This is a genomic window from Ancylomarina salipaludis (assembly GCF_004122035.1).
Lineage (GTDB): Bacteria > Bacteroidota > Bacteroidia > Bacteroidales > Marinifilaceae > Ancylomarina > Ancylomarina salipaludis.
On record NZ_SAXA01000005.1, the window covers coordinates 108,582 to 128,675 of the forward strand.

A 20,094-nucleotide genomic window follows, 5' to 3' on the forward strand; every position below is an offset into this window, starting at 1 on the left:
AGAAATAAATGGGCTTGCAAACTTATTTTTATAAATTAGATGAACATATATGATAAGAATTGTTGGGGTAGAGAATTGATATTAGAGAAATGACATCAAAATTGATCTTTTACAGTATTATTATATATAAATAAGCTTCTGACTAATATTTTAATGGATCTGTTATGGATATTGAAAGTGCAAGAAAAGAAAAAAATAGAGTTGCATTTTTCTCTGTAGTTGCAGCCATACTTCTCACAAGTTTTAAGCTTGTTGTAGGCTTATTGACTGGCAGTTTAGGTATTTTATCCGAAGCTTTACATTCTGCCTTGGATTTTATAGCAGCTGTGATCACTTGGTTTGCTGTGAGATTGTCGGATAAACCGGCAGATTCCGATCATCATTATGGCCATGGTAAAATTGAAAATTTATCGGCTTTAATAGAAACTTTTTTATTGCTGATCACTTGTGTTTGGATTATTTATGAGGCAGTGAGCCGATTGTATTCCGGAGAAACACATATTGAGGTTAATAAGTGGAGTTATATTGTGGTTATTACCTCAATTGTTATAGATGTAAGCCGTTCGAGAGCCTTAATGAGGGTTGCTAAGAAATATAACAGTCAAGCTTTAGAAGCAGATGCCTTACATTTTTCGACAGATATATGGAGTTCATTAGTAGTGTTGTTTGGCTTAATTTGTGCAAATTTTGGTGTTTTTATTGCGGATAGTATCGCCGCTCTAATAGTTGCCTCAATTGTCATATACATATCCTATAAACTTGGGCAACGTTCAATCAATGTTCTTTTGGATAGAGTTCCGGAAGAGACTTATCAGAAAATTGTTCTCATTCTTGATGATTTAACTGAAATAGAATGTTATCATGATTTAAAGGTCAGAGCAGCTGGTGCTGAATTTTTTGTAGAGCTTAATATTCATGTGAGTCCCAAATTAAGTATCCTTCAATCACATGATATTGCACATTTTATAGAAGATAAAATCAAAGCTGAAATTTTACGCTGTCACGTTCATGTACATATCGAACCCGAAGATCGTTTAGACTTGAGCGAAAAGAATAAGGATATTGAATTGTAAAATGAGTTGGATGATTTGTTGGATGAACAAGGTTTTTGGTTTAGAATAAAATGCATTTAATTTTAGATTGAACTTTCATAATCCGAATTTATACCCTAATCTTGTTTATAATTTTATAATATTTTACCATTTGGAACCAATCCCTAAAAAATGAAGATATTCCCTTTTCTTGCTATCGTGATTTTGTTTTTATCCTGTTCTGAAGGGAAAAGATCGGCAACCAATAAAAAGAATGAATCAATCATCACAATGCTGGTAGTAAAGCCAGAATTTCAGTTAATTATTGATTCCTGTCAGGTTGAAGGATCGGTATTGATTTATGACTTAAATAAGGATGTTTATTATTCCAATAATTTTGAGCGGGCAAAAATGGGGCATTTGCCAGCTTCTACTTTTAAGATAGCAAATTCAATTATTGCACTCGAAGCAGGTGTTGTTAAAAATGACAGCACATTATTGAAATGGGATGGAAAGAAAAGGTGGATGAAAAAATGGGAACAGGATCTCATTCTTCGTGATGCATTCCATTTTTCATGTGTGCCCTGTTACCAGGATATTGCCAGAAGCATTGGTGTGAAAAGGATGAATGCTTATCTGACTAAAATGAAATACGGTAGCATGAAAGTGGATACAAGCAATTTGGATATGTTTTGGTTGGAGGGAGATTCCCGAATTACTCAGTTTCAACAAATAGATTTCTTGAAAAGCTTCTATCGGTCTGAATTACCTATTTCTGAAAGGACAGAAAAAATAATGAAACGAATGTTTCTTGCTGATGATTCCGATCAATATAAATTGAGTGAAAAGACGGGTTTATCAAATACCAATGGTATTTATAATGGCTGGTATGTTGGGTATATTGAATTCAAGTCAGCCACCTATTTTTTTGCCACTAATATAGAAGCCCCAAAAGATTTTGATTTTAATCGATTTGTTGCGTGCAGAAAGGAGATTACAATGAAGGCCATAAAACAAATGGGATTAATAAAATAGAAATGTACCGTTCCCCTTAATTTAGTGTGATCGTTTTTTAACGACAATTTTGTGACAGATGATTTGCCACAGACTAAATGATAACTCAAAAAATATAAAACCGATAGGTATGAATGAAAAGATGCGCCAAAGAATTATTGAGGTTTGCAATGAGAAAATAGAGAAAAAAGGAGTCGATGTTGGGCTGTCATTTTATGCCTTTTTTGCTAATAAGAACACGAATCCGGAAATATTAATGGAGGTTGCGCAGTGGTGGATTATGACACATCAGCTCGATCATTTTGAAAAAGCGATAAAGATTAGGGAAATGATGATTAATAAACTATAGCGATTGTGATGATAGATATTAAACCTCTGATTCAGGATTTGAAAGAAAAGAAACTGGCGGGGCAGCGCACGAAGATGAGTTTACTAAACAATAAAACGGCTGAACTTTGGAAATCCTTTTTGCCAAGGCGAAAGGAGATTACGGGTAAACTGACGTCTGATTTGTTTTCGTTACAGATTTATGATACTTCATATTTTGACAATTTCGATCCGGGCAAAGTCTTTGAAAAGTGGGCTTTAGTTGAAGTTTCTGATTTCAAAAATATTCCAGATAAAATGGAATCATTTCTTCTGTCTGGTGGGAAATATGCGGTTTTTCACTACAAAGGTTTAAGTAATGATAGCAGCATATTTGAATACATATTTTCAACTTGGTTACCTGCTTCGGATTATGAACTTGATATGCGACCTCATTTTGAAATATTGGGGGAAAACTACAGTAATAATAATCCTAATTCTGAGGAAGAAATATGGATCCCAATTAAAAAGAAAAATAGTAGGTTAGAGATCTAGTTCATTATTTTTTATAATTCTCAAGTGATACGATTTACTTATAGGTTCTGGTATAGTAATAGGGAGTATTGAAATCTTTCTTGTTTTTTTGAGGCTTTAAAATTGAATAGTTCTCTTTTCACATTCAATAAGTGGGTTTATTTAAAAATAAATTAAAGAATAAAGCATCTGATTTTCGTGTAAAAATTGTAGATTGGTTCATTCTTAATCAATAGACAAAAGATAAACAGGTTTTGACGCAATTCTATCTCAAAATATTTATACTGTAATCGCCTTTGTTTAATAATGGTTAGCGGATGAATAGTGTGAGTGTGCAGAATTTTTATTCACATTGGAGGTAATGTTTGTAATAAAACATTTATGAAGTTGTCTTATAAAAAATATATAATTTATGAAACTATTAAAACGGATTGCAAAACTTATTGGATTATTAATAATAATTGGAGGCCTCTCAATAGGGGTTATTCTTGTTAAGAAATATTACACATCTTACATGGCCTTTGAGAGTTTAAACAATACTATTTTAGATATTAAAATAACTTCAGATGATCTTCAAGCGGCTCAAAAATTAAAAACTGGAAAAATCCAATCAAAAAGATTAATAAATCTTTCAGAGATACCACCACTTTGGAAAAAACTTTCAAAAAATAATTCTCTAAAAAATGAATACAAGTATTTGAAGGATGTTAACTTCTTCGTTATTACTTATAAAAGCGACTCTCTATTGGTGAATGGGATAGTTGCAGAACCTAAAAGAGATGGTAAATTTCCTGTGATTATTTTTAACCGAGGAGGAAATAAAGAAATTGGAAAAGTAGCTAAAGCTAAAACGCTTTACTCTTTGATATTTGCGACTTCAAAATTAGCGAATGAAGGCTACGTGGTCATTGCTAGTTGTTACAGAGAAAATGATGAGTTTGGCGGAGAGGATATTCAAGATGTCTTAAATTTAACTGAAACGGTTAAAGATATTGGAAAAGCGAACCCAAATCGTATTGGAATGTTAGGTTGGTCAAGGGGCGGAATGATGACATACTTAGCCCTAAAAAAAACAGATGTTATTACGACGGCTGTCATTGGAAATGGTCCAACAGATCTATCACAATTAGTTACTGATAGACCTGAGATGGAAACTGAGGTTTGCGCTAAACTTATACCAAGTTATCATAGAAATAAGGCAGAGGAATTAAAAAAACGTTCTGTTATTTATTGGGCTGATGAATTAAGTAAAAAAAGCAGTCTGTTAATACTTTGTGGGACTAAAGACAAACGTGTAAATCCCAACCAAGCTGATAAAATTGCTGAAAAGCTAGTTGAAATGAATTATGATTTCGAGTTAAGAAAATTTGAAACGAACCATAGTTTTTCTAATAAAAAAAATGAGCTTAATAAATTATTAATTAAATGGTTTAAGGAAAAACTATAGGCACCAATTATATCTGATGGTCTGTGATAAGCAGATTTTAGTTTTTTTAGGTTTGTAGTCAGTAAATAAGGAAAGTGTAATTTATATATAATCAGTCCAATAATTAAATTGTTTTTGCGATTTTCAATAAAAATTGGATTTTAGCCTATTCAGTATTTATGGTTTTAGGTAGAGCATATGATTATAGCAAAATGAAAGGAGTTAAGATTGAATCGGACATGATTATTTGATTTTAAGCATATTGATTCTGTTTTTCATATAAAAGAATTTAGGTCGGCCAGTTATTTTAATAAAATGATAAATAGATCAGGCAGTTTTGATAAATTTGTCATGAAAAGACTGATGTGATGAAATTCATGCCTAAATGTGTAATCGAATTTTTAACCGCTCACATTATTTTTGTGTATTTGTTTCAAAAATAGATGATTATGGAAGAGAAAGAATATTCTAAAATATACCGAATTATTCATTGGGCAATAGCCGTTTCACTCGTGCTATTATTAGCGACAATATTTATGAGATTAACTTGGATGAATAAGACCAATGTCGCGAATATCATACAAGACTACCTAAGTGGGACAGATCAGGTTCTATCTCAAAAACAGCTTATTGTTTTAGCTAAAAAGATAAGACAACCTATGTGGAACTGGCATATTTATATTGGCTATGTCCTGGTTGGTTTATTTAGTATCCGTTTTATACTTCCGATATTTGGTTATATAAAGTATCAAAATCCATTACGTAAAAATTTAACTCCTAAACTTAGGTTTCAAAAGGGCTTGTACATCATCTTCTATATCTGTATCATCATTTCTTTAGCTACGGGATTAATTATTGAATTTGGGCCCAAAACTATCAAAAGTCTGATGGAAGAAATCCATGTTCTCTCAATTTACTATTTAATCCCTTTTATTGTGATTCATTGGGCAGGCGTTTTCATTGCTGAATTTTCTGATCAAAAAGGAATCGTTTCGAGGATGATAAGCGGAACACATAATGAGGATTGAATAGAGGCTGATCGATTGGAGGGGTAAGTCTAGATACAGGGTTTTAAGTTTATTTAGCTTTGCTGGAATAGTTTTTGGTATTGATTAATACTTAAGGCTTGTATTCAGTATCTCCAATTGTTCGTTTTGAATTACAAATAAGACTTTTTTATCTTTTTTTTGTTTTTTTCTTGCGAGATTCAAAAAAAAGCCTTTGCTTTGTCCCCGATGAATAAAATGAATTCAATAGAAAATGTTTTTTCTGCAACACATACGTGTTGTTGCTGCTGCTGTTGCTAAACAGTTTGCTGGTACGTCCTATGTGCCTGTTCGGGAATCAATGTCCCAATGAATCATTCTTTCTTTTTCATTATTACCTATTAATCATGTCAATTTCCACTCAAACCGGAATACCCTATTTTTCAAGATTTGTCTGTTGTTGCTCTTGTTAAGAGAAATTCAATTTGTAGGCTTTAAAGTTTGATCAAATTGGTTAATGAGATTTGATACTGATTGGTATCAGAATAATTATCTTGAAAACGGCATCATGAGATTTCAACAAATTAAACCCTATCATCTTCGTATTTCCACAACGGTCTGTTGTGGCTGATAAAAACACATTGAATTTTTGTCCTGATTGATATTGCAGTTTTGTGAGTATCAGGCATTGGCACAGTAAGCCTTATAACTGTTCTTTTGAGTTCAGAAGGAAAGCTACAGCCTAAAGTGAAAAGTTTTGTTTGAGCTTAAAAGCTTGAACCTGAGTTTTTTATCAGAAAAATTAGAAGGAAAAATGAAATATTATCAAAATATATTAGAGACCATAGGTGATACGCCTTTGGTGAAATTGAATCAAATCAACAGGGATTATGCGCCGCTTTTACTCAGCAAGATGGAAAGTTTTAATCCCGGAGGCAGCAGTAAAGATCGGGTTGCTGTTGCGATGCTGGATGAGGCTGAAAAAAAGGGATTTTTAAAAGCGGGCGGAACTATTATTGAACCGACTTCCGGCAATACAGGCTTGGGCTTGGCTCAGGTCGGTATTCTGAGGGGCTACAAATTGATCTTTACCATGCCCGATAAGATGAGTCAGGAAAAGGAGAATTTGCTCACCGCATATGGTGCGACAGTTATTCGTACCCCAACAGCTGTGGAGCCTGACGATCCTCGTAGCTATTATAAAGTGGCTGAACGATTACTCGAAGAGATCCCAAATTCCTTTTCACCCAATCAGTATTTTAATAAGAATAATCCCAGGGCACACTACGAAAGTACCGGGCCTGAAATCTGGAGAGATACGGCGGGAAAGATCACCCATTTTGTGGCAGGTATTGGTACCGGTGGAACCATTTCGGGGGTTGGTAAATATTTGAAGGAACAAAATCCCAATATCAAGGTGATTGGTGTGGATACGGAAGGCTCAATCTATAAACATGAGTTCTACAAAACTCAGGGGCCTATTCATTCCTATTTGATTGAGGGAATTGGAGAAGACTTTATCCCGGATACGGTTGATTTTTCTGTTATCGATGAGATTATTACAGTTAGCGATAAGGATGCGTTTGCTACAGCCAGAGAATTAGTGCTTAAGGATGCCATTTTTGCTGGTTCGTCAGCAGGAGCAGCTGTAAAGGGAGCTTTACAAGTAGCTGCTCAGCTTCATGAAGATGATGTGGTGGTAGTCCTTTTGCCCGATTCGGGTAAATCCTACTTAAGCAGCCTTTATAATGATCAGTGGATGCGGGAAAAAGGTTTGCTGGAAGAGAAAAAATTAGAAACAATTCAATAAATAAAACAGATTTAAAACAATAAGATATGCAATTTACTACTAAAGGAATTCACATAGGCGAGAAGCCAAATTTTCAAGAAGGAGCTACAGGTGATGTTATTGTTCCCCTGCATTTGTCGACCACATTTGCCCGTCAAGAGGTTGAAGTTCCCACAGCGGGATACGAATACTCCAGATCGTTGAATCCAACCCGAAAGGCTTTGGAGAGCAAGTTGGCGGCTATAGAAAAAGCTCGTTATGGTCTGGCTTTTTCATCAGGTTTGGGAGCAGAGACTACTGTCTTGTTAGCTCTGTTAAAGTCGGGTGATCATGTCATTACTACTGATGATTTGTATGGTGGAACCCAAAGACTTTTTAGAAAAGTTTTCACGGCCAATTACGGTATCGAATTTAGTTTTGTTGACAGTGCAAATCCAGCACGAGTTGAAGATGCGATTCGTAAAGAAACGAAGATGATTTGGATTGAAACACCAACCAATCCGATGTTGAAGTTGACCGATATTGCTCGAATCGCCTTGATTGCTAAAGAGAACAATTTGATTTTGGTGGTGGATAATACCTTTATGAGTCCATATTTTCAGAATCCATTGGAGTTGGGGGCCGATATTGTTTTGCACTCAACCTCAAAATACATCAATGGTCACAGCGATTCAATTGGAGGTGCTGTGATGGTCAGTCGTGACGACTTGTATGAGAAGCTTCAATTTATGCAAAATTCTGCTGGAGCGATGATGTCACCCTTTGATAGCTATTTGGTGCTTCGAGGGATAAAGACCTTGAGTCTTAGAATGCGTCAGCATGAGGAAAATGCCATTGAGATTGCTAAGTTTTTGAGTGACCATCCAAAGGTGAAAAAGGTGATTTATCCGGGACTTGAGTCTCACCCTCAGCATGAACTGGCTAAGGAACAAATGCGAGGATTTGGTGGGATGATGGCTATCGAATTGGAAGGAGAGTTAGAAGATGCCAAGCGCTTTTTATCTAATCTCAAGTATTTTGCCCTGGCAGAAAGCTTAGGTGGGGTTGAGTCTCTTATTGAATTACCGGCCCTAATGACCCATGGTTCAGTACCTGTGGATGATCGCAAGAAGTTGGGGATTACCGATACCCTAATCAGAGTTTCGGTGGGGATAGAAGAAACCGAAGATTTAATTGAAGATTTGGTTCAGGCATTAAATTTTTAAGCATTAAAGAATTGTGAAAATGAAAACTCAAAACTTTTTTTTAGATCGCCCTGAAGTTCGTGATTATCAGTTGCAGGGCAATCAGATCCGTTTAGATTTACATCCCAATGTGTTTCCGCCTTCCGATTTTGTGGTGCCTTTTGCTCAGAATATCCGGATTAAAGCGGGTGATCGGGTGGCTGATATTGGAACGGGAAGTGGCATACTCGCTGTGATGGCAGCACAACTGGGTGCTGAGGTTTGGGCGACGGATACCAGTGAAATATCGGTTAATAATGCGAAAGAAAATGCTCGAAAAAACAAGGTTCAGATTCAGGCTTTTGCGGGTAGTTTTTTTGGTCCTTTGCAAGGTCAATTCGATGTGATTATTGCCAATCTTCCTCAGGAAATTTTGCCTGAGGATTATCGACTCAATTTGGGTGAAGATTTGGCCCAAACGATCAATGGTGGCAAACTAGGTAATGAGATTTTAATCCAATTTTTGAAAATCGCTCCACAGTTTATGCATGCTGATAGTCGTTTGTATATTAATGTGGGAAGCTTGTCTGATTACAAGAGTACCTTTAAGCTGATTGGTCAGAATTATAATGCTCGTATGATTAATACTTATGCTTTACCCAATAAAGCTTTTGTAGAAAAGAATATTGAATTCTATAAGCAGTTGAATGAAGCAGGGAAAATTCACATTTTTCGGGAAGATGGGATTTGGAAGGCTATGGTTTATCCTTTTGAATTGAAGTTGAAAAGTGCTTAGAGTATAGATAAAGTTCGAGCAGAGAGACAAGATTAGAAAATAATAAGTTAATGAAAGAAGTAAGATGAAACAGATAGATAGTTTTAATGTAGATCACGACAGATTGAATCCTGGTATTTATGTGTCGCGGAAAGATCAGATTGGGGAAGAAACTCTAACCAGTTTTGATATTCGTTTGAAATTGGCAAATCGTGAACCTGCTATGGATATTCAGGCCATGCACACCATGGAGCATTTGGGAGCAACTTTTTTACGCAATAGTGAGGTTTGGGGCAGCCGAACAGTCTATTTTGGACCGATGGGCTGTCGTACGGGATTCTATGTTATTCTACATGGGGATTACAAATCAGAAGATATTGTTGATCTGACCAAAGACTTATTTTTGTTTATGGCCAATTTTAAAGGTGAAATACCGGGCTCGAAACGTATTGAGTGTGGCTATAGTTTGAGTCACGATTTACCCATGGCCAATTGGGAGTCGCAACGCTTCTATGATCAGGTGCTTACAAACTTAGGTTATGAGAATTTGAATTATCCGATTTAGTGTTAGATTTTTATGTGTTGATACATCCTCCTTGTTCTTTTAGCAGGGAGGATTTTAATTATAGATTAACTTGATGATGCCTTAAAAATTTATGAAAGCTTTTGTTTGCAAAAGTAGGAATCATTGCAGACCTTTGGGTGTTCTTTTATTAAGGGTTGTGTGGGAATTTTATTGAGAACTATTCCATGAGAATATACAGCTCTAATCCATAGGTTTAAAATTAGATGAGCGAGATTATAATTAAAACTGCAGAGCAAATTGAGGGCATTAGAAAGAGTTCTCAGTTGGCTGGAAATACACTGAAATTTATTAGCGATTATGTGAAAGAGGGCGTTAATACGCTTTATCTTGACAATTTAATCGAAGAATATATGCGCGATAATGGGGCTATTCCGGCAACATTAGGATATAATGGTTACCCAAAATCAAGTTGTATCTCTTTAAATGAGGTGATTTGTCATGGTATTCCAAGTGAGAAAACTATTTTGAGAGAAGGTGATATTTTGAATGTTGATGTCACTACAATTCTTGATGGCTACTATGGTGACACTAGTACCATGTTTACCATTGGCGAAATATCAGATCAGGCAGCAAAATTGGTTGAGGATACAGAGCATGCTTTGTATTTAGGTATTGAGCAGGTGAAGCCTGATAACTATTTTGGGAACATAGGTTTTGCAATTGGTCGTTTTGCCAAGGCAAAAAAATACGGTGTTGTTTATGAGTTTTGTGGGCATGGTATTGGGATGGATTTTCATGAGGAGCCACAGGTTGAGCATATTGCGCAACGCAATTCGGGTGACATTATGAAACCAGGTATGATTTTCACCATCGAACCCATGATTAATATAGGTAAGGCACGTGCTGTTATCGATAAGAAAGATGGCTGGACTGCTCGTACCATAGATAATAAATTATCTGCTCAGTTTGAACATACAATTTTGGTGACAAAAGAGGGGTACGAGATTTTAACCGATGTGGGAGAGTACGATATCTTTAAATAGATTTTTCTAGAGAAAATATTTAAGGGTGCAGACTAAATTAAAATTCAACCTTTCAGACCTTTTGACTTTTCAGACTTTATATTGATATGAAAAATGTAGCTGTTATTCTTGCGGGTGGTACAGGAAAGCGTATGGGGGCTTATTTGCCTAAGCAATTTCTGAAGATTGCCGGTAAATCGATTATTGAGCATAGCATGGCTATTTTTGAGAAGCATGCTGGTATTTCTGAAATTTGTGTGGTGATTCATTCGAATTTTGTTGCCGATGTTGAGAGTATTGTGCGTGAAGCTGGTTTTAAAAAGGTGACTAAAATTCTATGCGGAGGTAAGGAGAGAAGTGATTCCAGTTTGGCAGCTATTGCAGCCTATGAGAATGAGAAAAATGTGAATTTAATTTTTCACGATGCTGTTCGTCCTTTTGTGAGTCAGAGAATTATTGACGATGTATTGACCAGTTTGGCTGAAGGAAAATCAGTGGCTGTGGCTATTCCAAGTACGGATACAATCTTCAAACTGAATAATGTGAAATGTATAGAATCCGTTCCGCCGCGTGATTTTCTTTATAGGGCTCAGACCCCACAGGCATTCTCGTACGAGATTATAAAGAAAGCCTACGATTTGGCATTGAAGGATCCAGATTTTAAAGCCAGCGACGATTGTGGTGTGGTTTTAAATTATTTGCCTAATGAGGCTATTCATATTGTTGAAGGCGATGAGAAGAATATCAAAATTACTTTTGAGCAGGATTTAGCCACAGGAAAAGATTTGTTGATTTAGACAACTCGATATAAAAATGCCCCTCAAGAATGAAGATTTTGAGGGGCATTTTGTATTATGTTTTTTCCTGATTTAGTTTCTGTGTTCAACACGAAGTAAGTCGAAAATTGTTTTTACAGGATTAAATGTAATGCTTGGAACCTCTACAAATATAGTGTTCCAGTCTGCCATTGCACCATTCCAAAGGCCAGGAAGTTCCATGGCTTTTAATGGGGTGCCATTATGCGATTTCTTAGAAATAAATCCCGTTTCAGGATCAACAAATTGGGTTAGGTCAAACTGTTTTCCTTTGTAATCTTTAACACCACATACCAAATCAACGGGGTTGAAATGTGTTGAGGCACCCATAATTTTAGCTTGTTTTTTATCTTCCAGATCAATTTGCGAACTTTCGATAATTTGTAATGATGATGAGTTGTCAGCATTTCTCACCCAGAAAGGTCCGCCACCAGGTTCACCTTCGTTCACAACCATACCACAAACACGAATAGGTCTGTTAAATTTCGCAAGCAGGTAAGCTCTTAGTTTGGTTAAGTTGTCTGTTTTAAGCGATTTTGGTGTTTTTATACATAGCTGGTTGACTGAAAAGTTTAGCATTTCCAAAAGTCTCTCTGAAGTCAGTTCGATTTTTGGATTATCGAGTTCCTTTAAGTACTCAAATATTTGCTTCTGATATTTTAATAAAACACCAGCCAGTGCTTCCTTGTATTGGTAGGTTGTCTCTTTAAGTCTGTCAGGAACAACATTGTCGATATTCTTAATGAAAACCAAATCTGCTTTAAGCTCATTTAGATTTTCGATAAGCGCACCGTGTCCACCTGGTCGGAATAATAAGCTGTCATCAACATCCTTGAAAGGTTTATTTTCCATATCCACAGCTATGGTGTCGGTAGAGGCTTTTTGATATGAAAATGTCACCTTGAGTTTGCCATCGTACTTTTTCTCGAAAGCAGATCTTGATTTCTTTAGCTTTCTGGCAAAGAGTTTTTTGTGCTCCTCAGAAATGGTTAGATGGAGCTGAGCAGTGCCTTTATAATTTTTTGCGTAATGCAAAGCTTCAGCCCAATGCTCTTCGAAAGCTGTTCGGGAATAGTCCTGATATTTATGAAATCTTAATAAGCCTTTGGGTTTGTTGCTATAATTCAAACCATTGGCGTTAAGTAAGGTGTTTAGTATTTCTTTGAAGTTATTTTTTTCAAGTAACTTTTCGATGTCCAGATTTTTCTTCTGCAAGGCTGCTCTTAAATCAACAAAGAAGGCAAAATCCTGGATGTTTTCGAAAAATTTAAACATGCCTTCAGGCGATTTATCTTTCATATAATCCAGATAATCTTCTTCAGTTTCGTGGTAGTTGTTTAAGAAATCATAGAGTTTTTGAAACATTCTACTCGCTGCACCTGATGCAGGGACAAATTTGATGACAGAAAGTTTTTTGGGACGATTGATGTATTGATCTCTTAGAACTTTCAATTCTTCATCATCAATTTTCATTATTCCATCCGAAATGATGGCTGGGCTAACTAGCTTTACTTTAGGAAAACCTGTTTCGAAGTGTTTCAATTGTTCTTCGATTTTGGCTTTGTCCATACCTCGTTTTTTTATGAGGCTTAGGTCTTTTTTTGAGAACATGGTTTTGCTTTTTGTAAATTGTCGAAGGAGCAATATAAAAAAATGTTTTCAATATGAATTCGATTTCCTCTAATATTTTGATAAGTCATTAATAGGTTATTTCTTAAATATCAATAATACAATGATTTAAGTCAGTGAAAAAAGTAAATGATTTATATCTCTAAAAATGAAGGGGCTAATGCCGTTTGAACTGATATAAATGCGACTGAAACGCTTGAGCATTGCAGAATGCTTATAAGTTTGTACTTTTGCGGCAAAGCAAAAATAAATATGCAAACAGAGATATACCCTTGGGGGCACAATAAACGTTACAACGATTTTCCTGGATTTTTTAAAAGAAAGTTTTCTGAACGTATTCAAAAAGTGACTATTGACGCTGGTTTTACTTGTCCAAATAGAGATGGGAGTAAGGGAACCGGAGGGTGTACCTATTGCAACAATAAAAGTTTTAATCCAGCTTATTGTTCCCCAAAAGAATCAGTGACAGAACAGATTGAGAAGGGGATTCAGTTTTTTGCAAGTAAATACAAAACCCAAAAATATTTGGCCTATTTTCAAGCTTTTTCAAACACCTACGGGGAACTCGAACTTTTAAAAAGTTTGTATGAAGAAGCTCTTTCTCACGAAAAAGTAATTGGGTTGGTGATTGGCACTCGCCCGGATTGCATTTCAAAGCCTTTACTGGATTATCTGGAGATTTTGGCTAAGGATTATTATATCGCAGTTGAATATGGGGTGGAGTCTGCCAACAATATGGCTTTGGAAGCGATTAATCGCGGACACACTTATGAGGAAGCTGAGGCAACAATTCTGGCTACGGCTAATCGTGGCATTCATATTGGAGCACATTTAGTAAACGGTTTGCCTCATGATACCCCTGAGATGATGTTGGAACATGCTATTCGCTTATCGAATTTACCGATTGAAACGCTTAAATTGCATCAGTTGCAAATTTTGAATCACACAACGATGGCTAAAGAGTATGAAGCAGATCCCAATAGATTCCATTTGTTTGGCATGGAAGAATATATCGATTTTGTGATTGATGTGATGGAGCGAATGAATCCTGATGTGATGTTGGATCGTTTTGTGAATCAGGCTCCTCCGGGTTGGCTGATTGCACCCAAGTGGGGGATTAAGAATTATCAGTTTGTGGCCAAACTTGAAAAACGACTGGAAGAAAGAGAGTCCTGGCAAGGTCGCTTGTACAAAAAATCCTGATCGTTAAAATCAGATCAGGATTAAACTGTTATATGTGGTTAAATTTACTGGATTGTCTTTAGCATTTGCTCAGCTTTAGGGTGTCCTAGTTTTTTTGCATATTCCAGATTTGCCTTAGCCAGCTTCATATCTTTAATATTGTAGTAGGCCACTCCCCGTGCATAAATAGCTTGTTTAAATTTCGGATCTATTTTGATGGCCTTACTGTAATTATCTATGGCTTCCTTATATCGTTTTAGACAATCCAGAGCAACAGCCTTGTTGTAGTAAATACCCGAAACATCAAGACCTTCTTTGATGGCTTTATCGTATTCGGTAATAGCTGCATTAAAATCCCCGATGTAATACAACGAAATACCTTTATAGTGCAGGGCTTGAAGATGATGTGGATTTACTTCCAGAATTCGATCGTAGTCCTTTATGGCCAATTTGTATTTGCCCATATTTTCATAAACAACCCCCCGATTTAAGATGGCTTCTTCAGAATAGCCCTGAGTCTTAATAAGGTGATTGAGATCTTGAATAGCCTGAGCATTTTTCGAACTAAATGAATAGGAAATTGAACGATTGAAATAGGCTGGCAGGAAATCTTTATCGATACTTAGTATTTCGGAAAAAACTTGATTGGCTGCCTTGTATTTCTTTTGCTCAAATAGGGCCATCCCTTTTTTGTTCAGCTTATCGACTTTCATTTTTGTACACGAAGAAAGGCTCAGAACAAGGATTAGAATAAAGCTTATGGGTTTTAATTTCATAAAGACGATAGACATAAAGGGAAATTATAAATTTTGATCTAATGTAAATAATATCGGCAAAACTTAAAAGGTTTTGCCGATATATATTGTAAATTAAGAAGTTTTTAAGCCTTTGTTCCGAAAAGCTTCTTCAATAAATCTTTTTTACCCATATTAATTAATTCAGTCTTAATGGCATTTCGATACTCCTTTTTATACCAAAATAAGAATTTACGTTGTGATAATTTTTCTTGTTTACTTTTAGCAGTAAACACTTTTTGCATGGTATAAGGGTGATAGCCCGAGTAATAAATAACTGTTGCTACGGTCATTGGCGTTGGTGTAAAATCCTGAACCTGTTCCAGTTTGAAATCTAATTCTTTGGTTTTTACAGCAAGGTCAGCCATATCCACGCCTTGTGAGCCCGGGTGACTTGAAATGAAGTAAGGAATTAACTGTTGATTTAAACCTTCCTTCTGATTGATTTCGTCGAAAAACTCTTTTAGTTTGTAAAACAGTTTGAATGAAGGTTTTCTCATGATATCCAAAACTTCATCAGAAGTGTGCTCAGGGGCAACTTTTAATCGTCCCGAGACGTGATTTTTAATTAGTTCAACAGCATATTCCTTGTTTGCTTTATTCACCTCTTCGTCTTTGGTTTTATGAAGCATTAAGTCGTAACGTACACCACTGCCAATAAAAGATTTCTTCACCCCTGGAATTTTATCAACTTCCTTGTAGATATCCAGCATTGGCTGGTGATTGGTATTCAGATTCGGGCAAACATTGGGGTGAATACACGAAGGGCGTCGACAAGTTTGACAAATACTTTCGAAAATACCTTTCATCTGATACATATTTGCTGAAGGGCCTCCAAGATCAGATAAATAGCCTTTAAAATCAGGCATTTTGGTCACGTACTCAACTTCCTTGAGAATTGATTTTTTTGAACGATTTGCAATAAATTTACCTTGATGAGCAGAAATGGTACAGAATGAACAACCACCAAAACACCCTCTATGCATATTCACAGAGAATTTAATCATCTCGTAAGCAGGAATGGTTTTTCCCTGATAGCGCGGGTGAGGCATTCGTGTGTAAGGCAAATCGAATATGGCATCCAGCTCTTTTTCTTTCATAACAGGATAAGGCGGATTGACTATAACCTCCGAATCCTTATAGGCTTGGACCAATTTTTTTGCCATCATGGAATTCGACTCCATTTCGATATGGCGGAAGTTGCCTGCAAATTTCTTTTTATCCTTTAAGCATTCCTCATGCGAATACAGGACTTGTGTTTCCCACTTTTTCTTGGTTGGGTAAGCTTCACCTTTTTTGGCAATAAAAGAGGTTTGGGGTACGTTTTTTAAGGTCTCAAAGGGAACGCCTTTTTTTAGTAGCCGAACAATTTCCTTTAAGGGTTTTTCACCCATTCCATAAACCAGTAAATCTGCAGAACTGTCGCATAAAATACTTGGTCTTAGTTCATCCAACCAGTAGTCGTAGTGTGTGACACGACGTAAAGATGCCTCAATACCTCCCAATAGAATGGGCGTATCAGGATACAGTTTTTTCAAAATCTGTGAATAGACGATACTTGGCTTGTCTGGGCGGTAACCATGCTTGCCTTCAGGTGTATAGGCGTCATCATGACGCAAACGACGATTAGCCGTGTAATGATTTACCATGGAATCCATATTACCGGCCGTGATACCAAAAAACAGACGAGGTTGCCCCAATTTTTTAAAATCACGTAAATCATCACGCCAGTTAGGCTGAGGAACAATGGCCACTTTTAATCCTTCATTTTCCAGTATTCGACCAATCACGGCAGCACCGAATGAGGGGTGATCAACATAGGCATCACCACTAAATAAAATAACATCCAGCTCTTCCCAGCCTCTTTCTTTCACTTCCTTTGCCGAAGTTGGTAACCATTGATTGTATCTTCCTGATATTTCGTCTTTCATCTTGATTCTTTTCATTGACAAGCTGCATTGCAAAACGCAAATAGCTTGATATACTCTCACACAATCCCGAATTTCATCGGGAAGTATCAAACCTGTTGTTTTTGTACTTTGGCGCAAAGTTACTACTTTATTTATAAAGATTTTAAAGAAGCATTAATTTATACCATAGGTGTGATGATCTATTATCTTTGGTGACCTGGTATCTTTTAACAAAATTAGAACTCTAGTTATGATGTATTTTTCATACCATACTCACACAGACTATTGTGATGGTAAGGCAAAAGCAGAGGCTTTTATTCAGCGTGCGATTGAATTGCAAATGCATGCTGTGGGTTTTTCGTCACATGCTCCATTTCCTGTTGAGGTTTCCTGGAATATGGCGGAAAATCAGTTAAACAATTACGTGAGTGAGATTAAAGCTTTGTCAGAAAAATATCAAAATGAAATTGATGTTTATCTTTCATTGGAATTGGATTATATTCCTGGTTTAACCAAGCCTTTTGCTCAGGTTAAAGAGGCTTTGGGTTTAGACTATACGATTGGTTCGGTGCATTTGATTCAATCACCTGTAGATAATGAATTCTTATTTTTAGATGGCCCGGATACGAATTATTCGCATGGACTGGAATGTTTATATCAAGGGGATATAAAAAAAATGGTTTCGGATTATTTTTCACAGGTTAATGAAATGATACTTGTTCAAAAACCTGATATCATAGGGCATATCGATAAGATAAAGATGAATAATAAGGGACGATATTTTTCTGAAGATGAAAAATGGTATCAGGACTTATTGAAAGAAACAATTGCTGTTATAAAAGAGACTGATTGTATTGTTGAGATCAATACCCGCGGTCTTTACACAAAAAAATCACCTGCCTTTTATCCGGATATTAATTTTGCGAAAGCCTGCTTTAAAAACCAAATTCCAATGACGATAAGCACCGATGCACACCATCCCGATGAATTATTGTTGTATTTTGAAGAGGCCTCTGAAATGTTGAAAGAATCTGGTTATGATAGCATTCGTATTTATGATAAGGGGAAGTGGAAAAATATAGGCATATAAAATGTGAGGAATTTTGATTTATTATGAGAATAAATGCTATTTTTACTCGATTGAAAAACGACTGAGATCTTATTTGTATCAGGCTGAAAATGGTGTTTTTAACATTTTTACTGTTGGTTAGAAATAGATCCTTTCAATTAAGTATTGAAAGTGTTCGGTCTTTTTCTTTTGTGAATTGATATAAGAAATTACACGTGGAATACATATTCTAAGGAATCATGTTTTTGTAGATATTAGACTGGAAATCTAGGTCTATAAGCCATATTAATATTAAATAATTACGCATGAAATTGGTTGATCCCAAGGATTTGTTAAAAGCTAGTGAGAGTTTAAATTGGTTTGGAGGAGAGAGCTTTGCCAAGCTGCTGATGTATATTCTGCGTTTAAATAAATTGAACGATTTATATTCTGCAAATTGTGAGAAATCAGGTGTTGAATTCATTGATGGATTAATTGACGATCTAGGAATTAAATTTGAATTTGACGAGGAAGAGTTAAAGCGTATTCCTTTAAATGGTAGTTTTATCAGTATTTCCAATCATCCTTTTGGAGGGATTGATGGAATCTTATTAATAAAACTTCTAAGCGATATTCGTCCGGACTTTAAGGTGATGGCGAATTTCCTTCTTCAAAAGATAGAGCCACTTAAGGATTGTTTCCTTGGTGTTAATCCATTCGAGGATAGAAAAGGTGTTGCCTCAAGTATGGGGGGGATAAAAGAAGCTTTGCGTCATATGAGCGAAGGGGCTCCTCTTGGAATTTTTCCAGCGGGAGAGGTTTCAGCTTACCAATCTGAATCGAAAAATATTACTGATAAGCAATGGCAACCATCTATTCTGAAATTTATTAAGAAGGCTGAAGTGCCAGTTGTTCCGATCCACTTTCAGGGAAGTAATAGTTTGATTTTTTATCTGATGGGTATGATTCATCCTGTTTTAAGAACAGTGAAATTACCATCTGAATTATTAAATAAAAAGAACAAAACCATTCGTATTCGGATTGGAAATCCAATTTCGGTTAAGGATCAGAAAGGTTTTACAGATATCAATCAGTATGGACGTTTCTTAAGAGCAAAAACCTATATGCTGGGAAGTGCTGTTGAGGTGAAAAAGTTTTATGAAAATAAATCCACGTCAAAAAAGAAAAAAGTTGAAGATGTAATTCCTCCAGTTGATACTCAGTTGATCATTAAGGAAGTCGAAAATCTGTCTGAACACCTCTTGTTTAAATCTAGAAATTTCTCGGTTTACTGCGCTCCTTCTGATGATATTCCAAATGTTTTAAATGAAATTGGTCGTTTAAGAGAAATCACTTTCCGCGAAGTTGGTGAAGGAACCAACCAAAGCATCGATGTGGATGAGTACGATTTGTATTATCATCAACTCTTTATTTGGGATGAAGAGAATCATAAAATTGTAGGCGCATATCGTGTCGGAAAAGGTAAAGAAATTCTGAATAAATACGGATTGAAAGGTTTTTACTTGCAATCTTTATTTAAAATGAAAAAAGCCTTTCAGCCGGTTTTAAGCGAATCGATTGAGCTTGGACGATCTTTCATTGTTAAAGAGTATCAGAGAAAACCTATGCCTCTGTTCCTGTTGTGGAAGGGGATCATGTATTTTCTGCTAAAGAATCCTGAGTGTCGTTATCTGATTGGTCCTGTTAGTATTAGCAATGAATATTCTAATACATCAAAGGATTTGATTATTAAATTTATCATGCGAAACTATTTCGATTATGAAATGGGACAGTTTATTAAGTCGCGTAATAAATTTAAAGTCAAAGTAAAGGGACTTGATATGGATATCTTGCTTGAGGCTGCAAAGAGCGATATCAATAAGCTTGATAAACTAATTGGTGATTTTGAGGTATCCAATGATAAGCTTCCGGTTCTACTTAAGAAGTATATTTCCTTAAATGCAAAAATCATTGGTTTTAATATCGATCCTAATTTTAATGATTGTTTGGATGGTTTAATTGTTGTTGATTTGTTTGATGTTCCTGTAAATATGATAGAATCATTGACGAAGGAAATTAACAACGATGAAGTCTCTACTCGTTTTGCAACTCGTGAAAAGAAAAAGTAAGATATTTTCATTCTT

Annotated in this window: 18 protein-coding genes; 15 read left to right on the forward strand and 3 right to left on the reverse strand. The window is 35.8% G+C overall.

Translation table 11 applies throughout. From position 1 onward, the window contains the following. Positions 1-164 precede the first annotated feature (164 nt). The 12 genes from EO244_RS07125 (at position 165) to EO244_RS07180 (ending at position 11,369) form a co-directional block, all read left to right on the forward strand. Positions 165-1,073 (forward strand): cation diffusion facilitator family transporter, encoded by a 909-nt coding sequence (locus tag EO244_RS07125; protein WP_129253968.1) that lies wholly within the window; start codon positions 165-167, stop codon positions 1,071-1,073. Positions 1,074-1,223: 150 nt separating this feature from the next. Further along, positions 1,224-2,066, forward strand: a complete 843-nt coding sequence (blaOXA, locus tag EO244_RS07130) for a class D beta-lactamase (RefSeq protein WP_129253969.1) — start codon at positions 1,224-1,226, stop codon at positions 2,064-2,066. 109 nt (positions 2,067-2,175) lie between these two features. Continuing rightward, positions 2,176-2,394: a DUF6500 family protein gene (locus EO244_RS07135; protein ID WP_129253970.1), complete on the forward strand. Its 219-nt coding sequence runs from the start codon at positions 2,176-2,178 to the stop codon at positions 2,392-2,394. 8 nt (positions 2,395-2,402) lie between these two features. Then, positions 2,403-2,906 carry a GyrI-like domain-containing protein gene (locus tag EO244_RS07140; RefSeq protein WP_206734513.1) on the forward strand — a complete coding sequence of 168 codons (504 nt, stop codon included), beginning with the start codon at positions 2,403-2,405 and terminating at the stop codon, positions 2,904-2,906. A gap of 391 nt (positions 2,907-3,297) precedes the next feature. Beyond that, the gene (locus EO244_RS07145) at positions 3,298-4,332 is read left to right on the forward strand and encodes an alpha/beta hydrolase family protein (protein ID WP_129253971.1); all 1,035 of its coding nucleotides are present in this window, start codon (positions 3,298-3,300) and stop codon (positions 4,330-4,332) included. Between the two features lie 428 nt (positions 4,333-4,760). After that, positions 4,761-5,339, forward strand: a complete 579-nt coding sequence (locus tag EO244_RS07150) for a cytochrome b/b6 domain-containing protein (protein WP_129253972.1) — start codon at positions 4,761-4,763, stop codon at positions 5,337-5,339. 772 nt (positions 5,340-6,111) lie between these two features. Continuing rightward, positions 6,112-7,107, forward strand: coding sequence for a PLP-dependent cysteine synthase family protein (locus tag EO244_RS07155; RefSeq protein WP_129253973.1), 996 nt, complete (start codon positions 6,112-6,114; stop codon positions 7,105-7,107). A gap of 26 nt (positions 7,108-7,133) precedes the next feature. Continuing rightward, positions 7,134-8,291, forward strand: coding sequence for a trans-sulfuration enzyme family protein (locus EO244_RS07160; protein WP_129253974.1), 1,158 nt, complete (start codon positions 7,134-7,136; stop codon positions 8,289-8,291). A 19-nt stretch (positions 8,292-8,310) separates the two neighbouring features. Then, the gene (locus tag EO244_RS07165; RefSeq protein ID WP_129253975.1) at positions 8,311-9,045 is read left to right on the forward strand and encodes a 50S ribosomal protein L11 methyltransferase; all 735 of its coding nucleotides are present in this window, start codon (positions 8,311-8,313) and stop codon (positions 9,043-9,045) included. A 64-nt stretch (positions 9,046-9,109) separates the two neighbouring features. Continuing rightward, the gene (locus tag EO244_RS07170) at positions 9,110-9,589 is read left to right on the forward strand and encodes an S-ribosylhomocysteine lyase (protein WP_129253976.1); all 480 of its coding nucleotides are present in this window, start codon (positions 9,110-9,112) and stop codon (positions 9,587-9,589) included. A 224-nt stretch (positions 9,590-9,813) separates the two neighbouring features. Next, positions 9,814-10,593 (forward strand): type I methionyl aminopeptidase, encoded by a 780-nt coding sequence (gene map / locus EO244_RS07175; protein ID WP_129253977.1) that lies wholly within the window; start codon positions 9,814-9,816, stop codon positions 10,591-10,593. An 86-nt stretch (positions 10,594-10,679) separates the two neighbouring features. Beyond that, positions 10,680-11,369: an IspD/TarI family cytidylyltransferase gene (locus EO244_RS07180; protein WP_129253978.1), complete on the forward strand. Its 690-nt coding sequence runs from the start codon at positions 10,680-10,682 to the stop codon at positions 11,367-11,369. Positions 11,370-11,441: 72 nt separating this feature from the next. Here the strand turns inward: EO244_RS07180 and EO244_RS07185 are convergent, their stop codons facing one another. Further along, entirely contained in the window at positions 11,442-12,998 is a 1,557-nt protein-coding gene (locus EO244_RS07185; protein WP_129253979.1) for a DUF4301 family protein, read from the reverse strand. Positions 12,999-13,268: 270 nt separating this feature from the next. Between EO244_RS07185 and EO244_RS07190 the strand changes: the two genes are divergently transcribed. Beyond that, on the forward strand, positions 13,269-14,219 hold the full coding sequence (locus EO244_RS07190; protein ID WP_129253980.1) for a TIGR01212 family radical SAM protein: 951 nt from the start codon (positions 13,269-13,271) through the stop codon (positions 14,217-14,219). Between the two features lie 44 nt (positions 14,220-14,263). On the opposite strand, the gene EO244_RS07195 is transcribed toward EO244_RS07190, so the two are convergent. After that, the gene (locus EO244_RS07195; RefSeq protein WP_129253981.1) at positions 14,264-14,989 is read right to left on the reverse strand and encodes a tetratricopeptide repeat protein; all 726 of its coding nucleotides are present in this window, start codon (positions 14,987-14,989) and stop codon (positions 14,264-14,266) included. 89 nt (positions 14,990-15,078) lie between these two features. Then, positions 15,079-16,923, reverse strand: coding sequence for a YgiQ family radical SAM protein (locus EO244_RS07200; protein WP_129253982.1), 1,845 nt, complete (start codon positions 16,921-16,923; stop codon positions 15,079-15,081). A 229-nt stretch (positions 16,924-17,152) separates the two neighbouring features. On the opposite strand from EO244_RS07200, the gene EO244_RS07205 reads away from it, so the two are divergent. Continuing rightward, positions 17,153-17,992, forward strand: coding sequence for a histidinol-phosphatase (locus EO244_RS07205; RefSeq protein ID WP_129253983.1), 840 nt, complete (start codon positions 17,153-17,155; stop codon positions 17,990-17,992). Positions 17,993-18,276: 284 nt separating this feature from the next. After that, positions 18,277-20,079, forward strand: a complete 1,803-nt coding sequence (locus tag EO244_RS07210) for a lysophospholipid acyltransferase family protein (protein ID WP_129253984.1) — start codon at positions 18,277-18,279, stop codon at positions 20,077-20,079. Positions 20,080-20,094 lie beyond the last annotated feature (15 nt).